This is a genomic window from Pedobacter sp. MR22-3, from assembly GCF_026240075.1.
GTDB lineage: Bacteria > Bacteroidota > Bacteroidia > Sphingobacteriales > Sphingobacteriaceae > Pedobacter.
Map to the genome: position 1 here is coordinate 393,064 of NZ_JAPIVF010000002.1, position 21,946 is coordinate 415,009.

20 protein-coding genes are annotated in these 21,946 nt (G+C 40.3%); 8 read left to right on the top strand and 12 right to left on the bottom strand.

The genetic code is table 11. The features are described 5' to 3' along the window. Positions 1–293 precede the first annotated feature (293 nt). The 3 genes from OQ267_RS05510 to OQ267_RS05520 all read left to right on the top strand — a co-directional run bounded on the left by OQ267_RS05510 (position 294) and on the right by OQ267_RS05520 (position 5,815). Complete coding sequence (locus OQ267_RS05510) at positions 294–713, top strand: helix-turn-helix domain-containing protein (protein ID WP_140418684.1); 420 nt, start codon at positions 294–296, stop codon at positions 711–713. A gap of 567 nt (positions 714–1,280) precedes the next feature. Further along, positions 1,281–3,776: a PAS domain S-box protein gene (locus tag OQ267_RS05515; RefSeq protein ID WP_265835157.1), complete on the top strand. Its 2,496-nt coding sequence runs from the start codon at positions 1,281–1,283 to the stop codon at positions 3,774–3,776. A 326-nt stretch (positions 3,777–4,102) separates the two neighbouring features. Further along, positions 4,103–5,815, top strand: a complete 1,713-nt coding sequence (locus OQ267_RS05520; protein WP_265835158.1) for an FAD/NAD(P)-binding protein — start codon at positions 4,103–4,105, stop codon at positions 5,813–5,815. Between the two features lie 54 nt (positions 5,816–5,869). Here the strand turns inward: OQ267_RS05520 and OQ267_RS05525 are convergent, their stop codons facing one another. The 4 genes from OQ267_RS05525 to OQ267_RS05540 form a co-directional block, all read right to left on the bottom strand. After that, positions 5,870–6,457 (bottom strand): DUF4142 domain-containing protein, encoded by a 588-nt coding sequence (locus OQ267_RS05525; protein WP_265819843.1) that lies wholly within the window; start codon positions 6,455–6,457, stop codon positions 5,870–5,872. A 109-nt stretch (positions 6,458–6,566) separates the two neighbouring features. After that, the gene (locus OQ267_RS05530) at positions 6,567–7,148 is read right to left on the bottom strand and encodes a DUF1543 domain-containing protein (protein ID WP_265835159.1); all 582 of its coding nucleotides are present in this window, start codon (positions 7,146–7,148) and stop codon (positions 6,567–6,569) included. Between the two features lie 56 nt (positions 7,149–7,204). Continuing rightward, complete coding sequence (locus OQ267_RS05535) at positions 7,205–7,681, bottom strand: hypothetical protein (protein ID WP_088301938.1); 477 nt, start codon at positions 7,679–7,681, stop codon at positions 7,205–7,207. Between the two features lie 7 nt (positions 7,682–7,688). Next, positions 7,689–8,144: a hypothetical protein gene (locus tag OQ267_RS05540; protein ID WP_265835160.1), complete on the bottom strand. Its 456-nt coding sequence runs from the start codon at positions 8,142–8,144 to the stop codon at positions 7,689–7,691. Between the two features lie 110 nt (positions 8,145–8,254). Here OQ267_RS05540 and xth point away from each other — a divergent pair, with 110 nt between their 5' ends. Next, complete coding sequence (xth, locus tag OQ267_RS05545) at positions 8,255–9,025, top strand: exodeoxyribonuclease III (RefSeq protein WP_265835161.1); 771 nt, start codon at positions 8,255–8,257, stop codon at positions 9,023–9,025. Between the two features lie 123 nt (positions 9,026–9,148). On the opposite strand, the gene OQ267_RS05550 is transcribed toward xth, so the two are convergent. Together OQ267_RS05550 and nirB are read right to left on the bottom strand one after the other, a co-directional pair. Then, positions 9,149–9,544, bottom strand: a complete 396-nt coding sequence (locus OQ267_RS05550; protein WP_253249038.1) for a hypothetical protein — start codon at positions 9,542–9,544, stop codon at positions 9,149–9,151. Positions 9,545–9,605: 61 nt separating this feature from the next. After that, on the bottom strand, positions 9,606–12,116 hold the full coding sequence (gene nirB, locus OQ267_RS05555) for a nitrite reductase large subunit NirB (protein ID WP_265835162.1): 2,511 nt from the start codon (positions 12,114–12,116) through the stop codon (positions 9,606–9,608). Between the two features lie 288 nt (positions 12,117–12,404). On the opposite strand from nirB, the gene cobA reads away from it, so the two are divergent. Next, positions 12,405–13,139 (top strand): uroporphyrinogen-III C-methyltransferase, encoded by a 735-nt coding sequence (gene cobA, locus OQ267_RS05560; RefSeq protein ID WP_322974802.1) that lies wholly within the window; start codon positions 12,405–12,407, stop codon positions 13,137–13,139. Positions 13,140–13,160: 21 nt separating this feature from the next. Here cobA and gpmA read toward each other — a convergent pair whose 3' ends face one another. From gpmA to OQ267_RS05590, 6 genes are all read right to left on the bottom strand, one after another. Continuing rightward, entirely contained in the window at positions 13,161–13,850 is a 690-nt protein-coding gene (gpmA, locus tag OQ267_RS05565; RefSeq protein WP_265835163.1) for a 2,3-diphosphoglycerate-dependent phosphoglycerate mutase, read from the bottom strand. Positions 13,851–13,967: 117 nt separating this feature from the next. Next, a complete protein-coding gene (locus tag OQ267_RS05570) occupies positions 13,968–14,234 on the bottom strand; it encodes a hypothetical protein (protein WP_088301943.1) in 267 nt (88 codons plus the stop codon). Then, on the bottom strand, positions 14,234–15,349 hold the full coding sequence (locus tag OQ267_RS05575) for a M42 family metallopeptidase (protein ID WP_088301944.1): 1,116 nt from the start codon (positions 15,347–15,349) through the stop codon (positions 14,234–14,236). Before OQ267_RS05575 ends, OQ267_RS05570 begins: the two co-directional genes overlap by 1 nt. Positions 15,350–15,476: 127 nt before the next feature. Then, positions 15,477–15,887, bottom strand: coding sequence for a GNAT family N-acetyltransferase (locus tag OQ267_RS05580; protein ID WP_253249040.1), 411 nt, complete (start codon positions 15,885–15,887; stop codon positions 15,477–15,479). An 8-nt stretch (positions 15,888–15,895) separates the two neighbouring features. Next, complete coding sequence (locus tag OQ267_RS05585; RefSeq protein WP_265835164.1) at positions 15,896–17,074, bottom strand: MFS transporter; 1,179 nt, start codon at positions 17,072–17,074, stop codon at positions 15,896–15,898. Positions 17,075–17,157: 83 nt separating this feature from the next. Further along, positions 17,158–18,699, bottom strand: a complete 1,542-nt coding sequence (locus OQ267_RS05590) for an acyl-CoA carboxylase subunit beta (RefSeq protein WP_265835165.1) — start codon at positions 18,697–18,699, stop codon at positions 17,158–17,160. 288 nt (positions 18,700–18,987) lie between these two features. Between OQ267_RS05590 and OQ267_RS05595 the strand changes: the two genes are divergently transcribed. The 3 genes from OQ267_RS05595 to can all read left to right on the top strand — a co-directional run bounded on the left by OQ267_RS05595 (position 18,988) and on the right by can (position 21,701). Continuing rightward, positions 18,988–19,290 carry a hypothetical protein gene (locus tag OQ267_RS05595; RefSeq protein WP_265835166.1) on the top strand — a complete coding sequence of 101 codons (303 nt, stop codon included), beginning with the start codon at positions 18,988–18,990 and terminating at the stop codon, positions 19,288–19,290. Positions 19,291–19,434: 144 nt separating this feature from the next. Further along, the gene (locus tag OQ267_RS05600) at positions 19,435–21,039 is read left to right on the top strand and encodes a SulP family inorganic anion transporter (protein ID WP_265835167.1); all 1,605 of its coding nucleotides are present in this window, start codon (positions 19,435–19,437) and stop codon (positions 21,037–21,039) included. Positions 21,040–21,044: 5 nt separating this feature from the next. After that, entirely contained in the window at positions 21,045–21,701 is a 657-nt protein-coding gene (can, locus tag OQ267_RS05605) for a carbonate dehydratase (protein WP_265835168.1), read from the top strand. The last annotated feature ends 245 nt before the right edge of the window (positions 21,702–21,946 follow it).

Here is a 21,946-nt window from a genome sequence, read left to right on the forward strand (position 1 = left end):
CGTAACTTCTTATTTACAGTTTGCCGGAGGAAAGCTTGATGATATCATCATTTTCAATCATAATCTATATTTTTTACAATTGATGGTAGTGATGTATTTTTAACATTACAGTTTTAAATGTATTATTTTAGTTAAATACCTGTTTTTAATGTCAAAAACCACTCAAAATGTTGACATAAGTCAAATTAATTGCTGGTTTTAACCATTGTCACGCACTTTTTCATACTTTCGTTCCGTCAATCGTCCCCGATATTGATTTAATTGAATTTTTAAACTTAAAATTAATTATCTCAATGACAACAAAATTAAAGCACGGTGAGATTTTAGAGCGAATAGTTCGCAGAAATCGAATGGGCATTAGCGAGCTCTCCAGGAAACTGAATGTTAGCAGAAGAACAATTTATAATTGGTTCGGCCAGGATCAGCTCAATCATGAGATCATTTGGCAGATCGGACAATCGTTAGGGCAGAATCTTGCTGTCTCTTTTCCGGATGTTTTTGCAGAAAGCAGAGATGACGTAACGTCTCGTACAGAGAATGGTGTAAAACTTTCTGCAGATTCCAATTCAGTTTATTTCTGGATGAATAAATACATTCATCTATTGGAAAAATACAATAGTTTGCTTAGTGTTGAAGATGAAGAGTGTGATGCGGATAATGCGCAAAAAATGCCGTTAAAAGAAAGGATTGCTGAAGCATTTATGTATCAGTAACCATTCAGTTGGGATGGAAAAGTCTGAATCAGTATCATTGCTTCATATAAGCTAGTTGAAGCAAAAGATTAGATGTTAAGGATATTCAAATCATCTTTATTGATTAGGATTATTCAGAATCTGATCTGATTCTGAAGGGCAGAATAACCCCATTTTTTAACTATGATTGGGTCTGAATCCGGCATTCAAACATTCAGATATTGTAGCCACTTATTTTAAATAAGTGGCTACATCTCTTAGGTTTCTTTAGCCTTTTATGGTGTGCCTGCCCTCCGCGGATCACCCGCTCACAGGACTTTTTTATCTCTATTATTTAACAGTAACAATTTAGTGAAATGTTAGTTTCAATCTGCAAAATAATTTTACACATCATGTGGATAATGTGAATAACTAAAATTCAGTCACGATCAAACATTTATATTTTTTTCTGGTTTCCTAAATCGAGATATTAAAACACACTTGTTCTGTTGGAGGATTATAGCGGAATTAGGAGTAGATTATTTTTAAAACTTACTGCACTATTTCTCGAAAAAGTATAATTTTAACCTTTTATCCTAGCATATTAGAATGAGTCGTCCGTCATATCTTTTAAGTAACCATGAATTACTCCAGGTTTTTAATCTCACCCATACTGCCACAGCCATACATGTAACAGAAGACGCCATTATACAGGAAGCCAATGATGCCATGCTGGCCATTTGGGGTAAGGATAGAAGTGTGATAGGGAAATCATTGGCTGATGCGCTACCGGAACTCAAAGGCCAACCTTTTATTGATATGTTTAAAAGGGTATGGAATGAAGGACTGGTGATATCGGGAAAAGATACAGCCGCAGACCTCAATATTGATGGCGAAATAAAAACCTTCTATTTTGACTTCGAATATCGCGCAGTTAAAAATGATAACGGAAAAGTAATCTGCATTCTTCATACGGCAATAGATGTAAGCGAAAGGGTACTTAGACAGGAAGCGATTGAACTTGCCGCGGAGAAAGAAATTGCACTAAACCGTGAGCAGGCTTTAAATGAAGAACTTGCCGCCATGAACGAGGAACTCTCTGCTACCAATGAAGAATTGCAGGAGGCACAAAACCGTTTATACCTATTGAATACTGAACTCGAAGAGCGGGTTACTGCACGCGTAAAAGAACTTTCTGAAAGCGAGGAGCGTTTCAGGACAATGGCTGAAGGGACTGAGATTTTTATTGCTGTTGGCGATGAAAGTGGAAATGCCATATATTTCAATAAGCCCTGGATGGATCTTACCGGAAGATCTATGACCGATCTGCTAGCCTTTGGCTGGGCAGATCTTATTCACCCTCAGGACCGGGAAGATTATGTTAATATTTATCTTTCAGCACTAGCAAAAAAAGCACCTTTTGCTGGCGAATTCCGCATCCTGAGTAAGGAGGGGAATTACCGGTGGCTTTTAGCCAGTGGCCCGCCCCGTTTTCATCCCGATGGAACCTTTGCCGGTTATATCAGTTCGTGTATTGATATTACTGACCGTAAATTGGCGGAACTGGAAAGGCAAAACCTGAGTGCTTTGGTAGATGCAAGCTCAGAATTTATTTCTTTAGCCAATGTAAATTATGAAATGACCTATGCCAATCCAATTGCCCTTAAAAAGCTGGGATGGGATACGGTGAGAAACAGAACCATATTGGATTGTGTCTATCCTGATGACAGAAATTTTGCAGAAAAAGCCTTGGTGAGTTTAGCCGAATATGGCAACTTCAGACATGAAATTCGTTACTGGAATGAAAGGACGGGTAAACCTTTCTGGGTAGAGTGGAACGGTATTTCCATTAAAGATCCGATTTCCAATGAGTTTATTGCTTTGGCAACGGTAGGGCCGGATGTAACGGAAAGAAAGCGCCATCAGGAAGAATTACAGGATATTAATGAGGAGATGGCTGCGGCAAATGAAGAACTTGCGGCAACCAATGAAGAGTTGGCTGCCACCAATGAAGAGCTTGCGCAAACACATTTTGACCTCGTTCAGTACATCCGGAAATTATCAGATAGTGAAGAAAAATTGCTGCAGGCTATTGAAACCGGAAAAATGGGCGCCTGGAGCATCGATCCCAATACGCTGAAGATTTCCATGTCTGGCTTTGTACGTGAATTACTGGGGCTGCAGATGGAAGGGGAGGTTGCTATGCAGGAGGTTTTAAACACCATTAATGAAGATTACCGGGAAATATTTTCAGCAACATTAGATGAAGCGTTAAACCATCATTCTTCCAGCGATATCGAGTATCTGATCAACAATTTAAGAAGTGGGGAAGAAAAGTGGGTTCGCGCCACAGGTAAAGTCTTTTTGGATGAGATGGGTAATGTAGCAGAATATTCAGGAATGTTTATGGATATTACCGAACGTAAGCTGGACGAACTTCGTAAAAATGATTTTATTGGCATGGTAAGCCACGAACTGAAAACACCGCTAACGGCCATAAACGGTTTTGTACAGGTATTGCAGCGCAAATCAAAAATCGATGGAGATCAGTATTCAGTTAATGCACTGGAAAAAACCCATATTCAGGTTCGTAAAATGACAACCATGATTAATGGTTTTCTGAATGTTTCCAGGTTAGAATCAGGCAAGTTGATGATTGATAAAACATCTTTCCGTTTAGATCAGCTTTTACAGGAAACCGTAGATGAAACCTTTATATCTCCTTCTACGCATGATATCGTATTTGCGCTATCCTGCGAGGTGACGATATTTGCCGACCGGGATAAAATCAGCAGTGTGATTTCAAACCTGTTAAGCAATGCACATAAATATTCCTCAAACGGAAGTACGATTGAAATCAATTGTGAATTAAGGGAAAATGAAGTTATAGTAAGCGTAATGGATCAGGGAATTGGAATTTCAGACGAAGACGCGAAAAAGCTGTTTGACCGTTATTATCGTGTTCAAAGTAACCACACTATATCAGGTTTTGGTATTGGTTTATACCTGAGTGCAGAAATTATCCAGCGCCATAATGGTAAAATATGGGTAGAAAGCAATGAATCCGTTGGTTCTACATTTTACTTCTCTCTCCCGCTTCATTAATCGCAAAAAGGGACAGGCAAAAAGCCCGTCCCTCTATCTAAACCCAAACATGCGCTCAAACATGAATGAATTACGAAATAAACAACCGTTGTTGATGTTGGTTTTAGATTAGTTTATTTTTCAATTCCTTATTTACTTCTTGCTGTTGCCAGATATATTTCAATGGAAAGGTTATACAGCAGGCATGTATATTTTGCTTTAATGCAGGATTTAATTTTTCGCAAAACAATTTCTCCTTTTTAAGATTATGTAAGGAATGATCTATACCAGGCTTGCAAAATATTAGTTTTTTCGGACATAGGTTACAAAACTATCATCAATTTTAAATGACTCACAAAGCTCATCCCTTAAAAATAGCCATTCTTGGCGGTGGCCCCAGTGGCCTTTTTATGTATAAACGATTGGTTGAATCAGAAATTAAAGATCTGACCATTGAAATTTTTGAACGCAAAAATATGCTGGGCTCCGGAATGCCTTATAGCACAGAAGGCGCCAACCAGGAGCACATTACGAATGTATCAGACAATGAAATACCGGTTATTTTTAACTCCATTGAAGATTGGGTAAAGATGGCACCAAAGTCTGTTTTAAAAAAGTTCAATATTAGTCCGGATAATTTTAATGAATATAAAGTACTCCCCAGGTTATTTTTTGGTGAATACCTTTCTGCACAATTTAGTTTGTTGAAAAAAGTGGCTGACAGTAAGGGGATGACTACAATTATTCACCTCAATACATCAGTTACGGATGTTGTGGATGATGCCAATGCAAATAAGGTTGGTGTTGAAACAAACGGGAAGGAAATGAAATATTTTGACCGGATCATTATCTGTGTAGGCCACAACTGGCCAAAAAAATATGAAGGTAAAATCCCGGATTATTTTGATTCGCCCTATCCACCGAAAAAGCTGGCCCAGAGATTCAATCATCCCATCGCTATTATGGGATCATCGCTTACCGCAATAGACGCCATCAGAACATTGGCGCGCAATAATGGCGTATTTCAGGAAGAAAAAGATGGCAGGTATAAATTTGTGCCTGATGAAAAAAGCGATCAGTTTAAAATTGTTATGCATTCCAGGAATGGTTTGTTGCCTGCCGTTCGATTTCATCTGGAAGATTCTCATCTGGGAAAAGATGCTACACTGACCAAGGCACAGATTCAGAAAAATATTAAGGATAATGGTGGTTTCATATCGCTGGATTATGTTTTTGAAAAAAACTTTAAAGATCAGTTTAAAAAGAAAGAGCCGGCATTTTATCAGAAAATAAAGGATATGGATCTGGAAACCTTTGTGGGGGCCATGATGTCTTACCGGGAAAATGTTCCGCCATTTGACTTGTTTAAAAAGGAATATGAAGAGGCGGAAAAATCGATTGAGCGTGAAGAATCCATTTATTGGAAAGAGGCATTGGCTGTGCTTAGTTTTGCCATGAACTATCCTGCAAAATATTTATCGGCAGAAGATATGCAGCGGTTACAAAAGGCATTAATGCCTTTGATTTCTATTGTGATTGCCTTCGTGCCCCAAAGCTCCTGCCGCGATTTAATGGCTATGCACGATGCTGGTGTGCTGGAAATAATTTCAGTAGGTGAAGACAGCACTGTAGACCCTCAGGAAAAAGGTGGTGCCATATATACCTATACAGATGATACAGGCAAAGAAATAGCCGTTGCTTATCAAACTTTTGTGAATTGCATTGGCCAGCCACATTTATCATATGAAGATTTTCCGTTTAAAGGCCTGGTTGATGGTGGCATGGTCAGCCCTGCTACATTAAACTTTAAATCTAAAGCAAAAGGTAAAGAAGAGGTTGAAAAGGAAAATAAGCTTGTTACAGAAAAGGGAAAAGGAGAATATGTGTTGCGGGTTCCGGGAATTAAGATCAATGATTTCTTTCAGGTAATTGGTGAAGATGACCAGGCGAACAATCGGATTTACATCATGGCTGTACCTTATATTGGTGGTTATAACCCCGATTATTCAGGAATTGATTTTAGTGAAATGGCTTCTCTTGAAATATTAAAGCAGCTTTAAAATAAAAAAACCGGAATACGTTCCGGTTTTTTTTAATAAATGCTTATTCCTTAATTATTTCATGGAATCGTTGATTTTATTGATCATCACCAAATGGCTTTGAACAATAGGGGCTGTTTTGGTGGCAAATGCTTTTAATTCTGTGTCTTTAGCATCTCTCGATTCATCTTCCATTAATTTTAAGGTGGATTTATGTCCGTCGATCATATCACTTACATAGGCCTTGTCAAATTCTGCGCCTGATTTCTTGCTTAAATCGTCCAGTTTTTTCTGATGGTCAGCATCTACAGTAGTAGGCAAGGTAATATTTTTAGTTTTGGCAATTCCCATCAATTCTGTATTGGCATTGCCATGGTCGGTAACCATCATGGTGGCAAACTCTTTAATCTGCGCATTGCTGCTTTTTTGAAGGGCCAGTTTGCTTAATTCCACTTCAGCCATTCCGCCCGCTGCTGCAGTGGTTGCAAATTTGGCATCAGCTTCATCAACCGCAATTCCGCCGGTTGCGGCTACATTGGTAGTGGTGTCTTTGCTTAAATTTAAGCTGTCTGCACTTTCTTTAGCATCTTTATTTCCGCCATTGCAAGCCTGAAATGCCAGGGCTGATACGGAAACTGCCATTACATAAATTAACTTTTTCATCGTTTTATTTTTAAAAAGGTGATGAAGCAATCCTAATCGCTTCAAATATTGGTTTTGTTATCACCTTAATAACAGGATAAATTAAGAATGGTTTTTATAGCGTACTGTCTTAAAGTTTATCCAGTTTGAAATAGCCTAAATGAATTTCATCTTCAGGTAAAGCGGAATGAGGTGTGATTTCGATGAGGTACTTGGCTTTAAACACGGGACTTAAAATTTCTTCAACCCGGTAGATATCATCGATATCTATGCCGTACTTTTCGTCGATATGGGCATTTGCTCCCTTAATGGAATTGGTTTTAAAGAATACAGTTTTTTTGGCATCCTGTATGGCCGAAGCCCGGTCATCTTTTACGCTTAACACGATGTAATGCTGTTCGGCCAGCTTGCCTGCCTGGTATCCTCCGAGGTTGGTGAAAAATAACTGATGAGGAGAAGTTTCAGGGGTTGATGTTCTAGGTAGTATTTTAATCTGGTAACCATCCACCTGGTTCACTTCACGCCAGCCATCAACATGGATGCTTGCTCCGGCTTCTGGCCAGAAAGCTTTAATTTCCGGAACAAGTTCTTTCAATGAATGCGCTATGCCAAAAAAGTAATCGTGCTGTTCTACATTTCTTTTGGGCGCTTTTGAGCCCAGCAATAGCATATATAATTTAGGATGGGGATGCTGATTTAAATCTACGGACATTTTTATTTTTTCTTTAACAACGCCATAAAGAAGCTATGGTTTAAAAAAATAAGAAATTAACGTCTCTGGATACCTTGTTTAATCTCCAATTTAAGTTCATTAATCTGTTCTTTAGCCTGTCTGTTTTCGAGGTAATAATAAATGGCGAAGCCTAAAAATATTTTTCCCAATACAAAAACGGCGGCAAAAACCCATCTCCATGCCTTATGGATGCGCATGTGGCTGGATGATGATTCCACTTCAATATAACGGTCTTTCCGGATATCATCGTAGCCCGCTGCGTGATCACGTGCAGTAAATTTCTCCACTTTCTGATCGCGGAGCTGAATTTCATTCACTTCATTTTCGATCTTAGCCAATACTCCGGGCGGAGGTGGAATGGCCATGCCGAGTGCAAGAATTTCCATGTCATATTCCAGCTTCGCAAGTTCCTGCTCAAACTCCGGATACTGTTTTTTAAGTGATGTTATCTGTTCAATTTCCTGTTCGGTGGCGATGCCCATGACATAGGTTTCCATGATGCCGCTTTCCATTATTTCCTTAATTTTCACGTAACCTCCTCATTTTGTCTATTGATGATTTCAGTTGAATGCGTATGCTGTTTTCTTCTTCTCCAAAAGATGCCGCCAGGTATGAAACTGATCTGCCAAGATAATATACCGCATTGAAAATTTCTTTTTCTTTTAAGCTTAACTGGTCTGGATTTACCGATGCGTAATCAGATGTGATCATTGATTCTGTATCTGTAAGTTGTTCCTGAGCTAATATCTTTTGCGCATGTTGCCTTAAAAGCATCCAGGTACTTGATTTACTTTGTGGATTTAATTTTACTTCCAATATAAAAGATGTTAGAATTTTTATTAAATGCGCTTCAGATTTTTGGGGATCCTGGATAGTACCCTGGATAAAGCCCAGAAGCATACCCGCATATTTATCATAAAATTGCCGGATATCTTTTGATGCTTCTTTTGAGATGTTTAGAATAACTTCAGACATTAATTAGCGTTCCTGGTGAAATAAATTGCAAGATAAGGCCAAATTTTGATTTACATTTACAAAAAAAACTTTTTTTTAATGATTAACTGCTCTGTTGACTTTAATTGATCATGAGAATTGCAACCTATAATGTAAACGGTGTTAATGGTCGTTTACCCGTGCTGTTACAATGGCTTGCGGAAACTAAGCCTGATGTGGTTTGTCTTCAGGAGCTAAAAGCCCCACAAGAAAAATTTCCGGAACAAGCCATTTTAGATGCTGGCTATCAGGCCATCTGGCACGGACAAAAAAGCTGGAATGGTGTAGCTATCCTGTCGCATGGTTACGAAATCAAAGAACTTAAACGCGGTTTACCTGGTGATCCGGAAGATTTGCATAGCCGCTATATAGAAGCATTGGTTAATGATGTCGTAATTGGTTGCCTGTATCTTCCAAACGGAAACCCAACGCCGGGGCCAAAATTTGATTATAAAATGGCATGGTTTGAAAGATTAACTGATCATGCTTCGAAATTGCTGGAATATAACCTACCTGTGGTACTTGCGGGCGATTACAATGTTATGCCAACCGAAAAAGATGTTTACAAACCCGAACGCTGGATTAATGATGCTTTGTTTAAGCCTGAAGTCAGGCAAGCTTTTAAAAAGCTGGTAGATCAGGGCTGGACAGATGCCATCCGAAAACTCTATCCGACAGAAACGGTTTATACTTTTTACGATTATTTCAGGAATGCATATGGTCGTGATGCTGGTTTAAGGATCGATCACTTTTTATTAAGTCCGCAACTTGATGGCAGGTTAGTAAAGGGTGGCGTAGATAAGCATGTCCGGGGCTGGGAAAAAACAAGTGATCACTGTCCGGTGTGGATAGAAATTGAATAGGGAAAGGATTGAATGTTTGAGTGATTGAATGAAAGAATTAGAGAATGTCCAATCACTCAAACATTCAATTATTCAAAATTCAATCATTCAACATTCATTCATTCAACATTCAATCATTCATTTTTATAACTTATATCCCAAGCCTACACCCACATTCCATTCACCATTTTTGGTGCTCGTTTTGGCATTATAATAAAGCGGAAGCTGAAGGGCGATGTGGTTAAAAACCGCTGTTAAGCCCAAGCCTAAAGATGGCGTGATCAAACTGTTTTTAGTTGCTCCGGCAGCCACCTTGTCTTCCTTAATTCTTAATGAAGGAAGTAAACCGGCGCTGATTGAAAATGGTTTTTTCAGGTATTTAACCGATGGTCCGATGCAGTTAACATATCCTCCGTGATCTACATAACCAGCAACGATTGTTCCATCAAATAACGCCACTTTGGTTTGTGCCTTTAGCGCTGAAGAAAATAAAGCCAGTGAAAGGCAGGTTGAAAGCATAACGATGTTTCTTCTTTTCATAATGTAAGTTTGGTTTTGGTTTTAATTGTTTGATCCCGTGCAATAACTGGCTTATATTTGGTTAGGTTGTTTTCCATTCAGGTGTTTTTTTCTGGCCCCTCATTTCCACAAATTCAATAGTAGGGTCTTTTTCTTCCGGCGCATTAACGAAGTGTGAAAATCTCTTTCTGATGGCAGGATTCTCCACAGCTTCTTTCCATTCGCATTTATAGCTGGCAATCAGATTTTCAATTTCGTTTTCCCATTTTTCAGCCATGCCCAGGCTATCATGAATCACCACATTGCGGAGGTATTCCATGCCGCCCTCCATTTTATTGAGCCAGGTTGCCGTTCTGGTTAAGGGATCTCCTGTACGGATGTAAAACATCAGAAAACGGTCGATATATTTAATGCAGGTTTCGCTGTCTACATCTGCGGCCAGTAGCTGCGCATGCTGCGGTTTACTTCCGCCATTGCCGCATACATAAAGGTTCCAGCCTTTTTCTGTGGCGATGATACCAAAATCCTTGCTCTGCGCCTCGGCACATTCCCTGATGCAGCCACTCACCGCCGATTTGAATTTATGGGGTGCCCTGATGCCACGGTATCGTTCTTCAATTCTGATGGCGAAACTGACACTGTCATGCAATCCGAAACGGCACCAGGTGCTTCCAACGCAGCTTTTTACTGTTCTTAGTCCTTTGCCATAAGCATGACCGCTTTCGAAACCTGCCGCGATCAATTCTTCCCATATTACCGGAAGATCATTTAAGTGAGCACCGAACAGGTCGATTCGCTGTCCGCCGGTTATCTTGGTGTATAAATTATATTTTTTTGCTACTTCACCAATGACAATGAGTTTATCAGGTGTAATTTCTCCGCCAGGAATGCGTGGTACAACAGAATAGGAACCCCCTTTCTGAATGTTCGCCAGGAAACGGTCGTTACTGTCCTGCGCGGTATCATTCCCTTTTTTAAGGATCATTTCATTCCATAAACTGGCCAGCAGGGAAGCCACCAATGGTTTGCAAACCTCGCAGCCATCAGATTTCCCTAATTTATCCAATACCTCATCATAAGATTTTAATTCGTGGATGTGAATCAGGTCATAAAGTTCCTGACGGCTGTAATTGAAGTGTTCGCAAATGACGTTCCGGACATATTTGCCTTGTGCTTTTAAGGTATGCAGCATGAGGTCTTTTACCATGGGTACGCAGCCACCACATCCGGTTCCGGCTTTAGTGCATTTCTTAATGCTATCCAGCGTTTCGCAACCTTGTTCAGCAACGGAATGGCAGATGTTGCCTTTGGTTACGCCTTCACAGCTGCAGATTAAGGCCTCATTTGGAAGGGAAGTGATTCCTGCGGCGGCTGATGCTTCGCCACCTCTGCTTCCCAGGATAAGTTCTTCCGGGTTTTCAGGTAATAATATTTTGTTCACACTGGTTTGCAGCAGCATATTGTACGCTGCTGCATCGCCAATTAAAATACCTCCTAAAAGGTACTGCCCGTCATTACTAATGTTTATTCTTTTATAAATGCCTTTATGTTTGTTTTCAAATACGATGGTGCGGCAATCGGGTTCATTGATAAATGGATCACCAAAACTGGCTACATCTATACCAATGAGTTTAAGTTTTGTGCTCATGTCAAAACCCTTAAAGGATTTATCTTCTGCACAAAGATTGGTAGCCAACACTTCAGCCATTTCATAACCCGGGGCGATCAGCCCGTAAATCATTTCATTGTGCAGGGCACATTCTCCGATGGCAAAAATGCAGGGGTCGTTGGTCTGCATTTTATCATCGACCAGAATGCCGCCCCTGGTGCCTACTTCAAGGCCGCAAAACCTGGCCAGTTCATCTCTTGGTTTTATTCCGGCAGAAATTACCAGCATATCTGATGCTAATTCTGAATCATCACTGAACTTTAAACCTGTGATGCATTGATCACCTTCAATGCGGCTTGTATTTTTATTGAGGTGGATTTGTAAGCCCAATTCATTCAGCATGGATTTCAGCATTTCGCTGCCCGCCAGGTCAATTTGCCTGGGCATTAACCTGGGCGCAAATTCTACAATGCTGGTTTCTGCTATGCCTAAATCGATCAGTGCTTTCGCGGCCTCAAGGCCTAATAATCCGCCACCAATTACGGCGGCTGTTTTGGCTTTCGTTGCATAGCCTGCAATCAAATCAAGATCATCTATGGTCCGGTAAACAAAAACACCTTCTTTTTCTATCCCTTCTATATTGGGTACGAATGCAGCAGAACCTGTTGCGAAAACTAAAAAATCGTAGCCATAAATTTCACCGCCGGATGTTCTAACTGTTTTTAAATTGCGATCTACACCAACTATTGGATTGTTTAAATAGAGGTCAATATCCTGTTCCTGGTACCAGTTTGCTGCCGACATCGAAAGATCATCAGCGGTTTTGCCATTAAAATATTCGCTTAAATGAACACGGTCATAAGCCCTTCTTGGTTCCTCACCAAAAACAATTAATTTGAAGGCATCAGATTTAGCTGTTAGCTTTTCGCAGAATTTATATCCAACCATCCCATTTCCAATTACGATTATCTTTAATTTGTTCATGACTTCTTGTTTTTTGGTGAAATATTTTGCTTTGTACTTATTTTTTTATAGGTTCTTTAGTCTTTAGTGCTAAAAAAATGGTGCTATTAATGATTATTTTGTCTTTGTAAAGGCTTTTTATATGATTTATGATATTCAAATATAGTTTTATTGATTAATATTTTTATTTAAACATGATTTTTATCATAAATTAATATAATTTTTAATATTATTTAATCATATTTACTATTATTTTGATTAAATCATTAAAATTATACTGTAATAATGGAAGATTTTGGACTTTTTATAATGGGAGCGGGGCCCGGAGATCCCGAATTAATCACAATGAAAGCATTTAATGTGCTGAAAAGGGCAGAAGTGATCCTATATGATAACTTAAGCAATGAAAAGCTGCTGGAAATTGCTCCAAAAAGCTGTGTAATGGTATACGTAGGTAAAAAACCTTATGCCAGGTGCACGCCGCAAGATGATATAAATGATTTGATTGTAAAATACGCGTTAACCTACAATGTGGTGGTGCGGTTAAAGGGAGGTGACCCATTTATTTTTGGCAGGGGTTTCGAAGAATTGCTTTATGCAGAGAAATATGGGATTAAATCACACTACATTCCAGGAATCAGCAGTATGCAGGGTGCAGGTTTTATTGATGTTCCACTTACCCACCGTGGCATTAGCGAAAGCGTTTGGGCGATAACCGGTACAAAGAAAGATGGAAGCTTATCAAAAGATCTTAAGTGTGCCATGAGCAGTTCGGCTACAGTAGTGATTTATATGGGCATGAAAAAGCTTGCGGAAATTTCTGCCGCATATAAACAAGCTGGTTTGGGTGCTACGCCAGCAGCGATTATTCAGCATGCTAGCCTGGCTAAACAAAAACAGGTAAGGTGTATGGTTAAAGATCTTCAGGAAACGGCCTTAAAGGAAGGAATGGCACACCCGGCAATCATTGTTATTGGTGATGTGGTGCGGGCAAGGGAGATTATGGCTGCACAACATTATTATAAACAAGCTATTGCTGTTTAACCTTTGTTTTTATAGAATTCATTACTCCAGATAATAATGCCTGATTTTTTTCAGGTCGTCATCCAGTTCATAAACCAGTGGGCTTCCTGTAGGAATCTCTAAGGCGGTAACTTCTTCGTTTGAGAGGTGATCAATATATTTGATTAAGGCCCTGAGGCTATTTCCATGTGCAGAAATGATCACCTTCTCATTTTTGCTGATGGCGGGCACAACAGATTCGTTCCAGAACGGCAATACCCTCGCAATCGTGTCCGACAGGTTTTCGCTGAGTGGCAATTGTCCGGCGGTTAAATGCTGATAGCGCAAATCATTTCCCGGGTAACGTTCATCGTCTTTTGTTAACTGTGGCGGTTCTTCATCAGGATCTCTGCGCCATTTATAAACCTGTTCCGCGCCATATTTTTCTGCTGTTTCGGCCTTGTTTAATCCCTGTAATGCGCCATAAAAACGCTCGTTTAAGTGCCAGGTTTTATATTCCGGAATCCAGAGATGATCCAGGTCTTCTAAAATAATATGCAGGGTTTTGATGGCACGCTTCAGTAAGGACGTGAAGGCAATATCAAAATTATAACCATGTTTTTTTAATATTTCTGCAGCTTTTTTAGCTTCCTGGCAGCCATTTTCAGAAAGGTCTACATCTGTCCAGCCTGTGAAACGGTTTTCCAGGTTGTAGATGCTTTGTCCGTGGCGAATTAATACGAGTTTTTTCATTTGTTTCTGATGACCGTTATTTTCGATAATTGATTTATGCTGCTGTATGCGGATTGTCAAATTAGAACGCAATATCTACATAAAAGGCCTGAAGTTCACTTCAAGCCTTGATAAGCTTTATTCAATTTCGTTCTGCTTTTTTGCTATCAGTTCTTTCTGATCTGTTAAATCCTTATAGTAAAAATAAGCACCAAAGCCGATGATGAGCAGGAAGTTGCTGGGCTTAAAACTGTGGTCGAGCCAGTAGTTAAAAGGTGGCGCCTGGCCATCCAGGCTTCGCATAATGCTTGGCCAGGAGTTTATAATGAAAATAATTACAATCATTAAAAGCACCTTTAATAAGGTTCTGACTGCTATTTTCGGGTGCGAAATCTTTTCTTTCATTATTTAAATTCTCTGAAATCCTGGCCGTCTTTAATGTTCAGTAGGCTTTCATAAATCAAGCTGATTACATTATCAACATCTTCTTTATGAACCATTTCTACTGTGGTGTGCATATACCTGAGCGGCAATGAAATCAATGCAGATGGAACGCCTCCGTTAGAATAGGCAAAGGCATCTGTATCCGTTCCGGTAGAGCGTGATGAAGCCTGGCGCTGAAAAGGAATTTCATTCTTTTCAGCCGTTTTAATTAATAGTTTATTTAAATTGGTCTGAACCGCGGGTGCATATGATACAACCGGGCCCTTGCCTGCTGATAAATCGCCCTGAATATTTTTATTAATCATTGGCGTGGTGGTATCATGTGTTACATCGGTCACAATGGCTACATTTGGTTTAATCCGTTGAGCAATCATTTCTGCACCGCGTAAGCCAATTTCTTCCTGTACCGAATTTACGATATACAATCCGAAAGGAAGTTTTTTCTTGTTTTCTTTTAATAAGCGTGCAACTTCGGCAATCATAAAACCACCCACACGGTTATCTAAAGCGCGACCTACGTAATAACGGTCGTTCAAAATCATAAACTCATCCTCGTAAGTAATTACACAGCCTACATGGATACCCAGTTTTTCTACTTCTTCTTTTGATGTGCAGCCACAATCTAAAAAGATATTTTTTAATTCAGGTGCCTGTTCTTTTTCACCATGGCGGGTATGAATGGCCGGCCAGCCAAAAACGGCTTTAACCAGCCCTTTTTCGGTATGAATATTTACCCTTTTGGATGGGGCGATCTGATGATCAGAACCGCCATTGCGGATGACATAAATTAAGCCGTCACTGGTGATATAGTTCACGTACCATGAAATTTCATCGGCATGTGCTTCAATTACCACCTTGTAAGCTGCTTTGGGGTTAATTACACCAACTGCCGTGCCGTAGTTATCTACAAAATGCTCGTCAATATAGGGTTTCAAATAGTTTAACCAAAGTTTCTGCCCTTCCCATTCGTAACCGGTAGGCGCAGGGTTATTGATGTATTCTTCCAGAAACTGTAATGATTTTTTAGTTACTACCGGAACATGATTTTTTTTTTCGTCTTCTTTCTTTTTAGCCATGTGTATTTTAGATTTACGATTTCAGATTTATGATTTGCATGGATCAAATCAAATCATCAATCAAATTTTTTGGATTTTAGAATTGCTCTTTTGATAGGTTAAACCAACCATTTTGTTAATCTACAATCTAAAATTCCTTCTCCATGATCACAAAATCATACCCATCCTTAAAAAAGGTTTTTGGTGTTTCGTGAAAGCCAAATTTATAATAAAATTCTTTAGCATTTACACGGGCGTTGCACCAAAGCTTTGAGGCTTTCTGAATTTTACAAAAATCCAAGATATGCTGCATGAGTTGGGTACCCAGGCCAGCTTTTTGTGCATTTGAAAGAATGGCCAGCTTTCTAAACTGGTATACATCACCTTCGTTAAATAACGATACCACACCTGTAAGTTGATGATCCAGGTATAAACCAAAATGTATGCCGTCGAAATCATCGGGTAGTTTAACACGATCCAGCGGTAATTCAGGATACATCACCTGATGTCGAATGCGCCAGGTGAGGGAAGGGAAAATTTGTTCAATCTGAATGAGCATAATAATCTTTATGAGCGTGTTCTTTTTCTTCCGTAGAACTGATAAATTAGGATATTAAGTACTGTGATGGCGGCCATGCCAAAGCAAAACAGTGTCCAGCCACCGTGCCCCCACAGCCATAAGCCTAAGGCGGAGCCGCAACTCGCGCCAATAAAGCTGACTGACATAAAAATGGTATTCAACCGGTTCCTGGCTTCCGGAATGAGGGTGTAGATGCGGGTTTGATTGGTGACGTGAATGGCCTGCTGACCAATATCAATCAATATAATCCCAATGACAAAAAGGTATAAATGACTGCCGGTAAAATAGAATAAGGCGATGCTAACCAATTGCAACACAAAACCAATCATCAGGTTTTTACGTGGGTTATTTCCATCACTTAATTTGCCTACCAAGGGTGCAGCCAACGCGCCAGCAGCCCCGGCAATGCCGAACAAACCAATTTGTAAGGTTTGAAAATGAAAGGGAGGGTTGGCTAAAAATAATACCATGGTTGTCCAGAAGGCACTGATGATGGCGAAAGCCAGGAAGTTGATGATGGATGTTTCGCGTAAAACGGGTTGTGTTTTGATGTAGCTGAACATTGAACCCATTAACTGTTTGTAGGAACCCTTGAATGCCGGGAAACTTTGCGGAAACCGTTTTGCCATTAAGAGGATCAGCAGGAAACAGATTCCGGAAGCCATATAATAAACGGCACGCCAGTCCAGCCAGAAACCTATACTTCCGCTTACTGCCCTGGAGGCGAGGATGCCCACGAGTAAACCACTCATGATGATGCCTATGTTGGCCCCTCGGTTTTCGTCAGTACTTAAGTTGGCTGCGAGTGGTAAAATAAGCTGCGGAACAATGGAGCAGATGCCGATTAATAAGGAGGCAATTTCAAGTAAGAAAAAAGTATGCGAAACTGCGGCCACCAGTAAAGCCACAATGGCTAAGCCAGTGATAAATAAAATCTGTTTTTTACGCTCGAACATATCGCCCAGCGGAACCAAAAGAAATAGACCTAATGCATAGCCAATCTGCGTGATATAGGTAATTCTGCCTGCATAGGTTTCATTTATGTTAAAATCTTTGGCAATGAGGATCACCAGCGGCTGGCAGTAATAGATATTAGCCACAATAAGGCCGGTACAAAAGGCCATGAGAAGGATGTCGGTACGGGATAATGTTGAAGTAGTCTGCATGCTAGTCTAAAGTCCAAAGTCCTTAGTCTTGGAGGCCGAGATTGATACTCCCAGACTATGGACTTATGACGATGGACTATTTTTTACAAAGGTATATTTCCATGTTTCTTTCGGGGATGATTAACTACTTTATTTTCCAGCATTTTGAAAGCTTTAATCAGCTTGATCCGGGTTTGCGAAGGTTCAATGACCTCATCTACAAAGCCTCTTTCTGCAGCACGATAGGGGTTGGCGAAAATATCAGCATAGCGTTTTTCCATTTCTATCCATTTATCTTCCGGATTTTCTGCTGCATGTATTTCTTTTTTAAATATAATTTCTGCGGCACCTTTTGCACCCATAACGGCAATTTCTGCACTAGGCCAGGCATAGTTCAAATCTGCACCGATGTGTTTGCTGTTCATCACATCGTAGGCACCACCATAAGCTTTCCGGGTGATGACCGTAATCCGCGGAACTGTTGCTTCACTGAAAGCATACAGCAATTTCGCACCGTTGGTAATAATGCCATTCCATTCCTGATCTGTTCCCGGAAGGAACCCCGGAACATCTTCGAACACGAGCAAGGGGATGTTAAAGCAATCACAGAAACGCACAAACCTTGCCGCTTTTGTAGAAGAATTGCTATCCAGAACACCCGCCAGATACGCAGGCTGATTGGCCACTATACCAATGCTCCGGCCAGCTAAGCGGGCGAAACCGATCACAATATTTTCAGCGAAATCTTTATGGATTTCAAAAAAACTGTCCTGATCAGCTACGCTATTAATAATTTCACGGATATCATAAGGTTGCGATGCATTTTCCGGCATAAAGGTATTTAGGGCCAGCCGGCTTTCATCTGCTGTTTCATAAGGCCACTGCAAAGGTATTTCCTCGCAATTTTGTGGCATATAACTCAACAGCTTTTTTAAATGATTGATGGCTTCTATCTCGTTGCTGCAGGCGAAATGCGTTACGCCAGATTTGGTTGCATGTGTGATGGCGCCACCCAATTCTTCTGACGTGACATCTTCATGTGTAACGGTTTTAACCACATTCGGGCCCGTCACAAACATATAGGAAGTGTTTTCTACCATTAGAATAAAATCGGTAATGGCTGGTGAATATACAGCGCCACCCGCGCAGGGGCCCATAATGGCCGATAACTGAGGAATTACCCCCGAAGCCTGTACATTTTTATAAAAGATATCAGCGTAACCACCTAATGAAACCACGCCTTCCTGAATCCTGGCCCCTCCGCTGTCGTTGAGCCCAATTAATGGTGCGCCGTTTTTCATAGCCATATCCATCAGCTTACAGATTTTCTCCGCATGGGTTTCGGATAATGATCCGCCAAAAACAGTAAAATCCTGAGAAAAGACATAAGTTAAACGACCGTTTATCGTACCGTAACCGGTTACTACGCCGTCACCCAGATACTTTTCACGCTCCATTCCAAAATCCGTACTCCGGTGTGTAACCATCATCCCGATTTCTTCAAAACTTCCTTCATCCATTAAAAAATGAATGCGTTCACGTGCGGTGAGCTTGCCCTTTTTATGCTGGCTGTCAATGCGGGTCTGACCACCACCTAAGCTGGCTTGCTTTATTTTATCCTGAAGGAGTGCTATTTTTTTTTCCATCGCTGATTAATGAGATTTTAAATTTAGAAATTACCATCGGTATTACAAGGTTAGATCAGATTGAATTGCGCATGTCATGATTTCTATTTGCGGCCCGTTACCTGAAAGCTACTGAAAATGCGGATTGTTAAATTAATCAAATGATCTGTTTTACATGTTGTTACGTTTTTTTTACAACATATCGTATTGAAAACTCGATTATCCGTCTATTTTTGTAATATAACATTAGAACAGGATTAGAAGTCAATGTTTTTCAGGAAATACAAATATATTATCGTGAGCACCTTTATGTTCATCTTCATTGCGAAGATGGGTATTTCGGGCGCGCCGGTATTTTATAAGAGTATGGACAAAGACATCATGAGTGCCGTGATCATGCAAATTGAGCAGGAACATGATGGCGGCAAGGATGCTGCAAATGACCTCACGAAATTTAGCGATTTCAAACTTCTTGAACTCAATCACCCGATCTTTTCTTATGAATTCTCTTCCAGTCACATTGTATTGAAGAGTAGTTTTATTGAACATTTCAGAAGATATGTAGACCCATATCATCCTTGGGTACCTACGCCACCACCCAACCAGATCTGATTTTTTTCTGGGTTATTCTTTGATGCTGTTTACATAAACTGTTTCAGGCATCTTACTGACAGATTTATGCGAAAAGTTTTCTTTGGCATGAATGGATATACCCAGCGATTTATTCGTTAAAATTCACCCGATCATTATACTGTTATGCAAAAGTTTAACCCGGCCTTTTCAGGTTCGGATATCAAAAAGTATTTCCTGAAAAAGAATCTCAAAAAAGATCTTCCTTCCAGTATTGTCGTGTTTTTAGTGGCCCTGCCATTATGTTTGGGCATTGCCCTGGCTTCCGGTGCACCATTGTTCGCCGGTTTAATCACGGGGATTATCGGTGGTATTGTTGTGGCCTCATGTAGCGGTTCGCAGTTGAGCGTAAGCGGACCTGCTGCCGGTTTAACGGTGATCGTTTTAGGTGCAATCACTTCATTAGGTGCATATCCAACGTTTTTATTAGCTGTTGTACTGGCCGGGGTTTTTCAATTAATTCTGGGTTTGGTAAAGGCCGGCACTATCGGAAATTACTTTCCATCCAGCGTGATTGAAGGCATGTTAGCCGCCATTGGCTTGATTTTGATCCTGAAACAATTGCCACATGCATTGGGTGTGGATACCGATTTTAGTGGTGATGAGGGATTTTTTCAGCAAGATCATGAAAATACCTTTTCTGCAATTACTGCTGCAATTGGTCATTTTAGTTTGGCGGCTGTGGTCATCAGCTTATTATCAATCGCAATTTTAATTACCTGGCCCAAATTTCCCAAATTAACTGTAGTACCTGCTCCCTTACTGGTGGTGGCCCTGGGTATTTTAGGGACATTCTTTTTCTCCGGAACAGATCATCCGCTACGGGCAGATCAAATGGTTAAAATTCCGGTGATCAGTGGTTTCAGTGGATTTTTGGGCCTGTTTACACTTCCAGATTTTTCACAGCTGGCCAATAAAAACGTTTACATCGTAGCCCTTACCATAGCCGTAGTGGCCAGTTTGGAAACGCTTTTAAGTATTGAAGCAGTGGATAAGATAGACCCGATCAAACGGGTATCGCCTACCAACCGTGAACTGATTGCACAGGGAATTGGCAACATGGCGAGTGGGATGGTTGGCGGTTTGCCCATGACATCGGTAATTGTAAGGAGTTCTGCTAATGTGAATGCAGGCGGGCGGACTAAAATGTCTGCTATTTTCCACGGCATCTGGCTGCTTTTATCTTTACTGTTTATTCCGCAGGTGATCAATATGATTCCGCTTTCCTGTCTGGCGGCCATTTTGTTGGTAACAGGTTATAAACTCACGCGTATAGGCTTATTCAAACATATGTATCATAAAGGTTGGGATCAGTTTGTACCTTTTGTGGTTACCGTACTGGCCGTATTGTTTACCGATTTACTGAAAGGGGTAGCTGTAGGAATGATGGTCTCCATATTTTATTTGCTGCGTACCAACATGCGTAACCCATTCTTTTACCGGATCAGCAATGATGGCGACCGGAAGAACATCCGGATTAAGCTGGCAGAAGAAGTGTCGTTTTTAAATAAAGCGGCTATACAGGTGGTTTTAACAAATATTCCACGCGAAACAAACGTCATTATTGATGGTTCCAATGCCCGGTATATTGATCCTGATGTATTGGAAACCATTTTCAATTATAAGCATAATGCCTATACCAAAGGCATTATTGTCACTTTAGAGCACATTAAGAAACATTATGCTGTGCCAAAATTAACCAACAAATTTGTAGAAGACCTTAATAAGTAGAAGCCATGTGCGCAAAACCAATAGAAACAAAAGATATATCTTACGAAGCCTTATTGCAAGGAAATATAGACTGGGTGAAAGACACGATAGATAAAGATCCGGCTTTTTTTGATAAGCTTTCCAATGGTCAGAATCCACCTGTTTTATGGATTGGCTGTTCGGATAGCCGAGTGCCAGCCAACCAGATCACAAATACCAAGCCGGGTGATATTTTTGTTCATCGAAATATTGCCAATGTAGTGGTGCATACGGATATGAATATGCTTTCTGTTCTGGATTATTCAGTAAACGTATTAAAAGTTAAACATGTTATTGTTTGCGGCCATTATGGCTGTGGAGGTGTAAAAGCTGCAATGGGTAATAAGCAGGTCGGTATTATTGATAACTGGCTGAGAAATATCCGTGATGTATACCGTACTCATGAACATGAATTGGCCGCCATTCAGGATCCTGAAAAAAAGTTTGACCGCCTGGTGGAGTTAAATGCCATTGAAGGGGCTGCGAATATTATGAATACCTCTATTGTTCAAAGTGCATGGGCTAACGGACAGGATTTATCTGTGCATGCATGGGTTTATAGTTTAAAAACCGGTATCATTAAAGATCTGGAAGTAACCAGTAACTGCCTGGATGATGTGACGCCAGCATTTAAGATTGGCTAATTATTCTGATGATATGAGTTCTTAAGGAGTGGCCGTAGCACAAATTTTGGAAGGTCAGGGAAGCCTCGAAGGACTGGTAAAAAATGTCTTTAACGGTGTCTTCACAAGTTCGGCATGACAATCTTAATCTGGTGCTACCGCTTCTTTATTATGTTCTTGGGCAAAGCCCAAAATCCTTGCAAATGATTTACATCCTGATTTTTTATTTGGGGTGTAAAAATTTTCGACCGAACGGATAGCAAAAG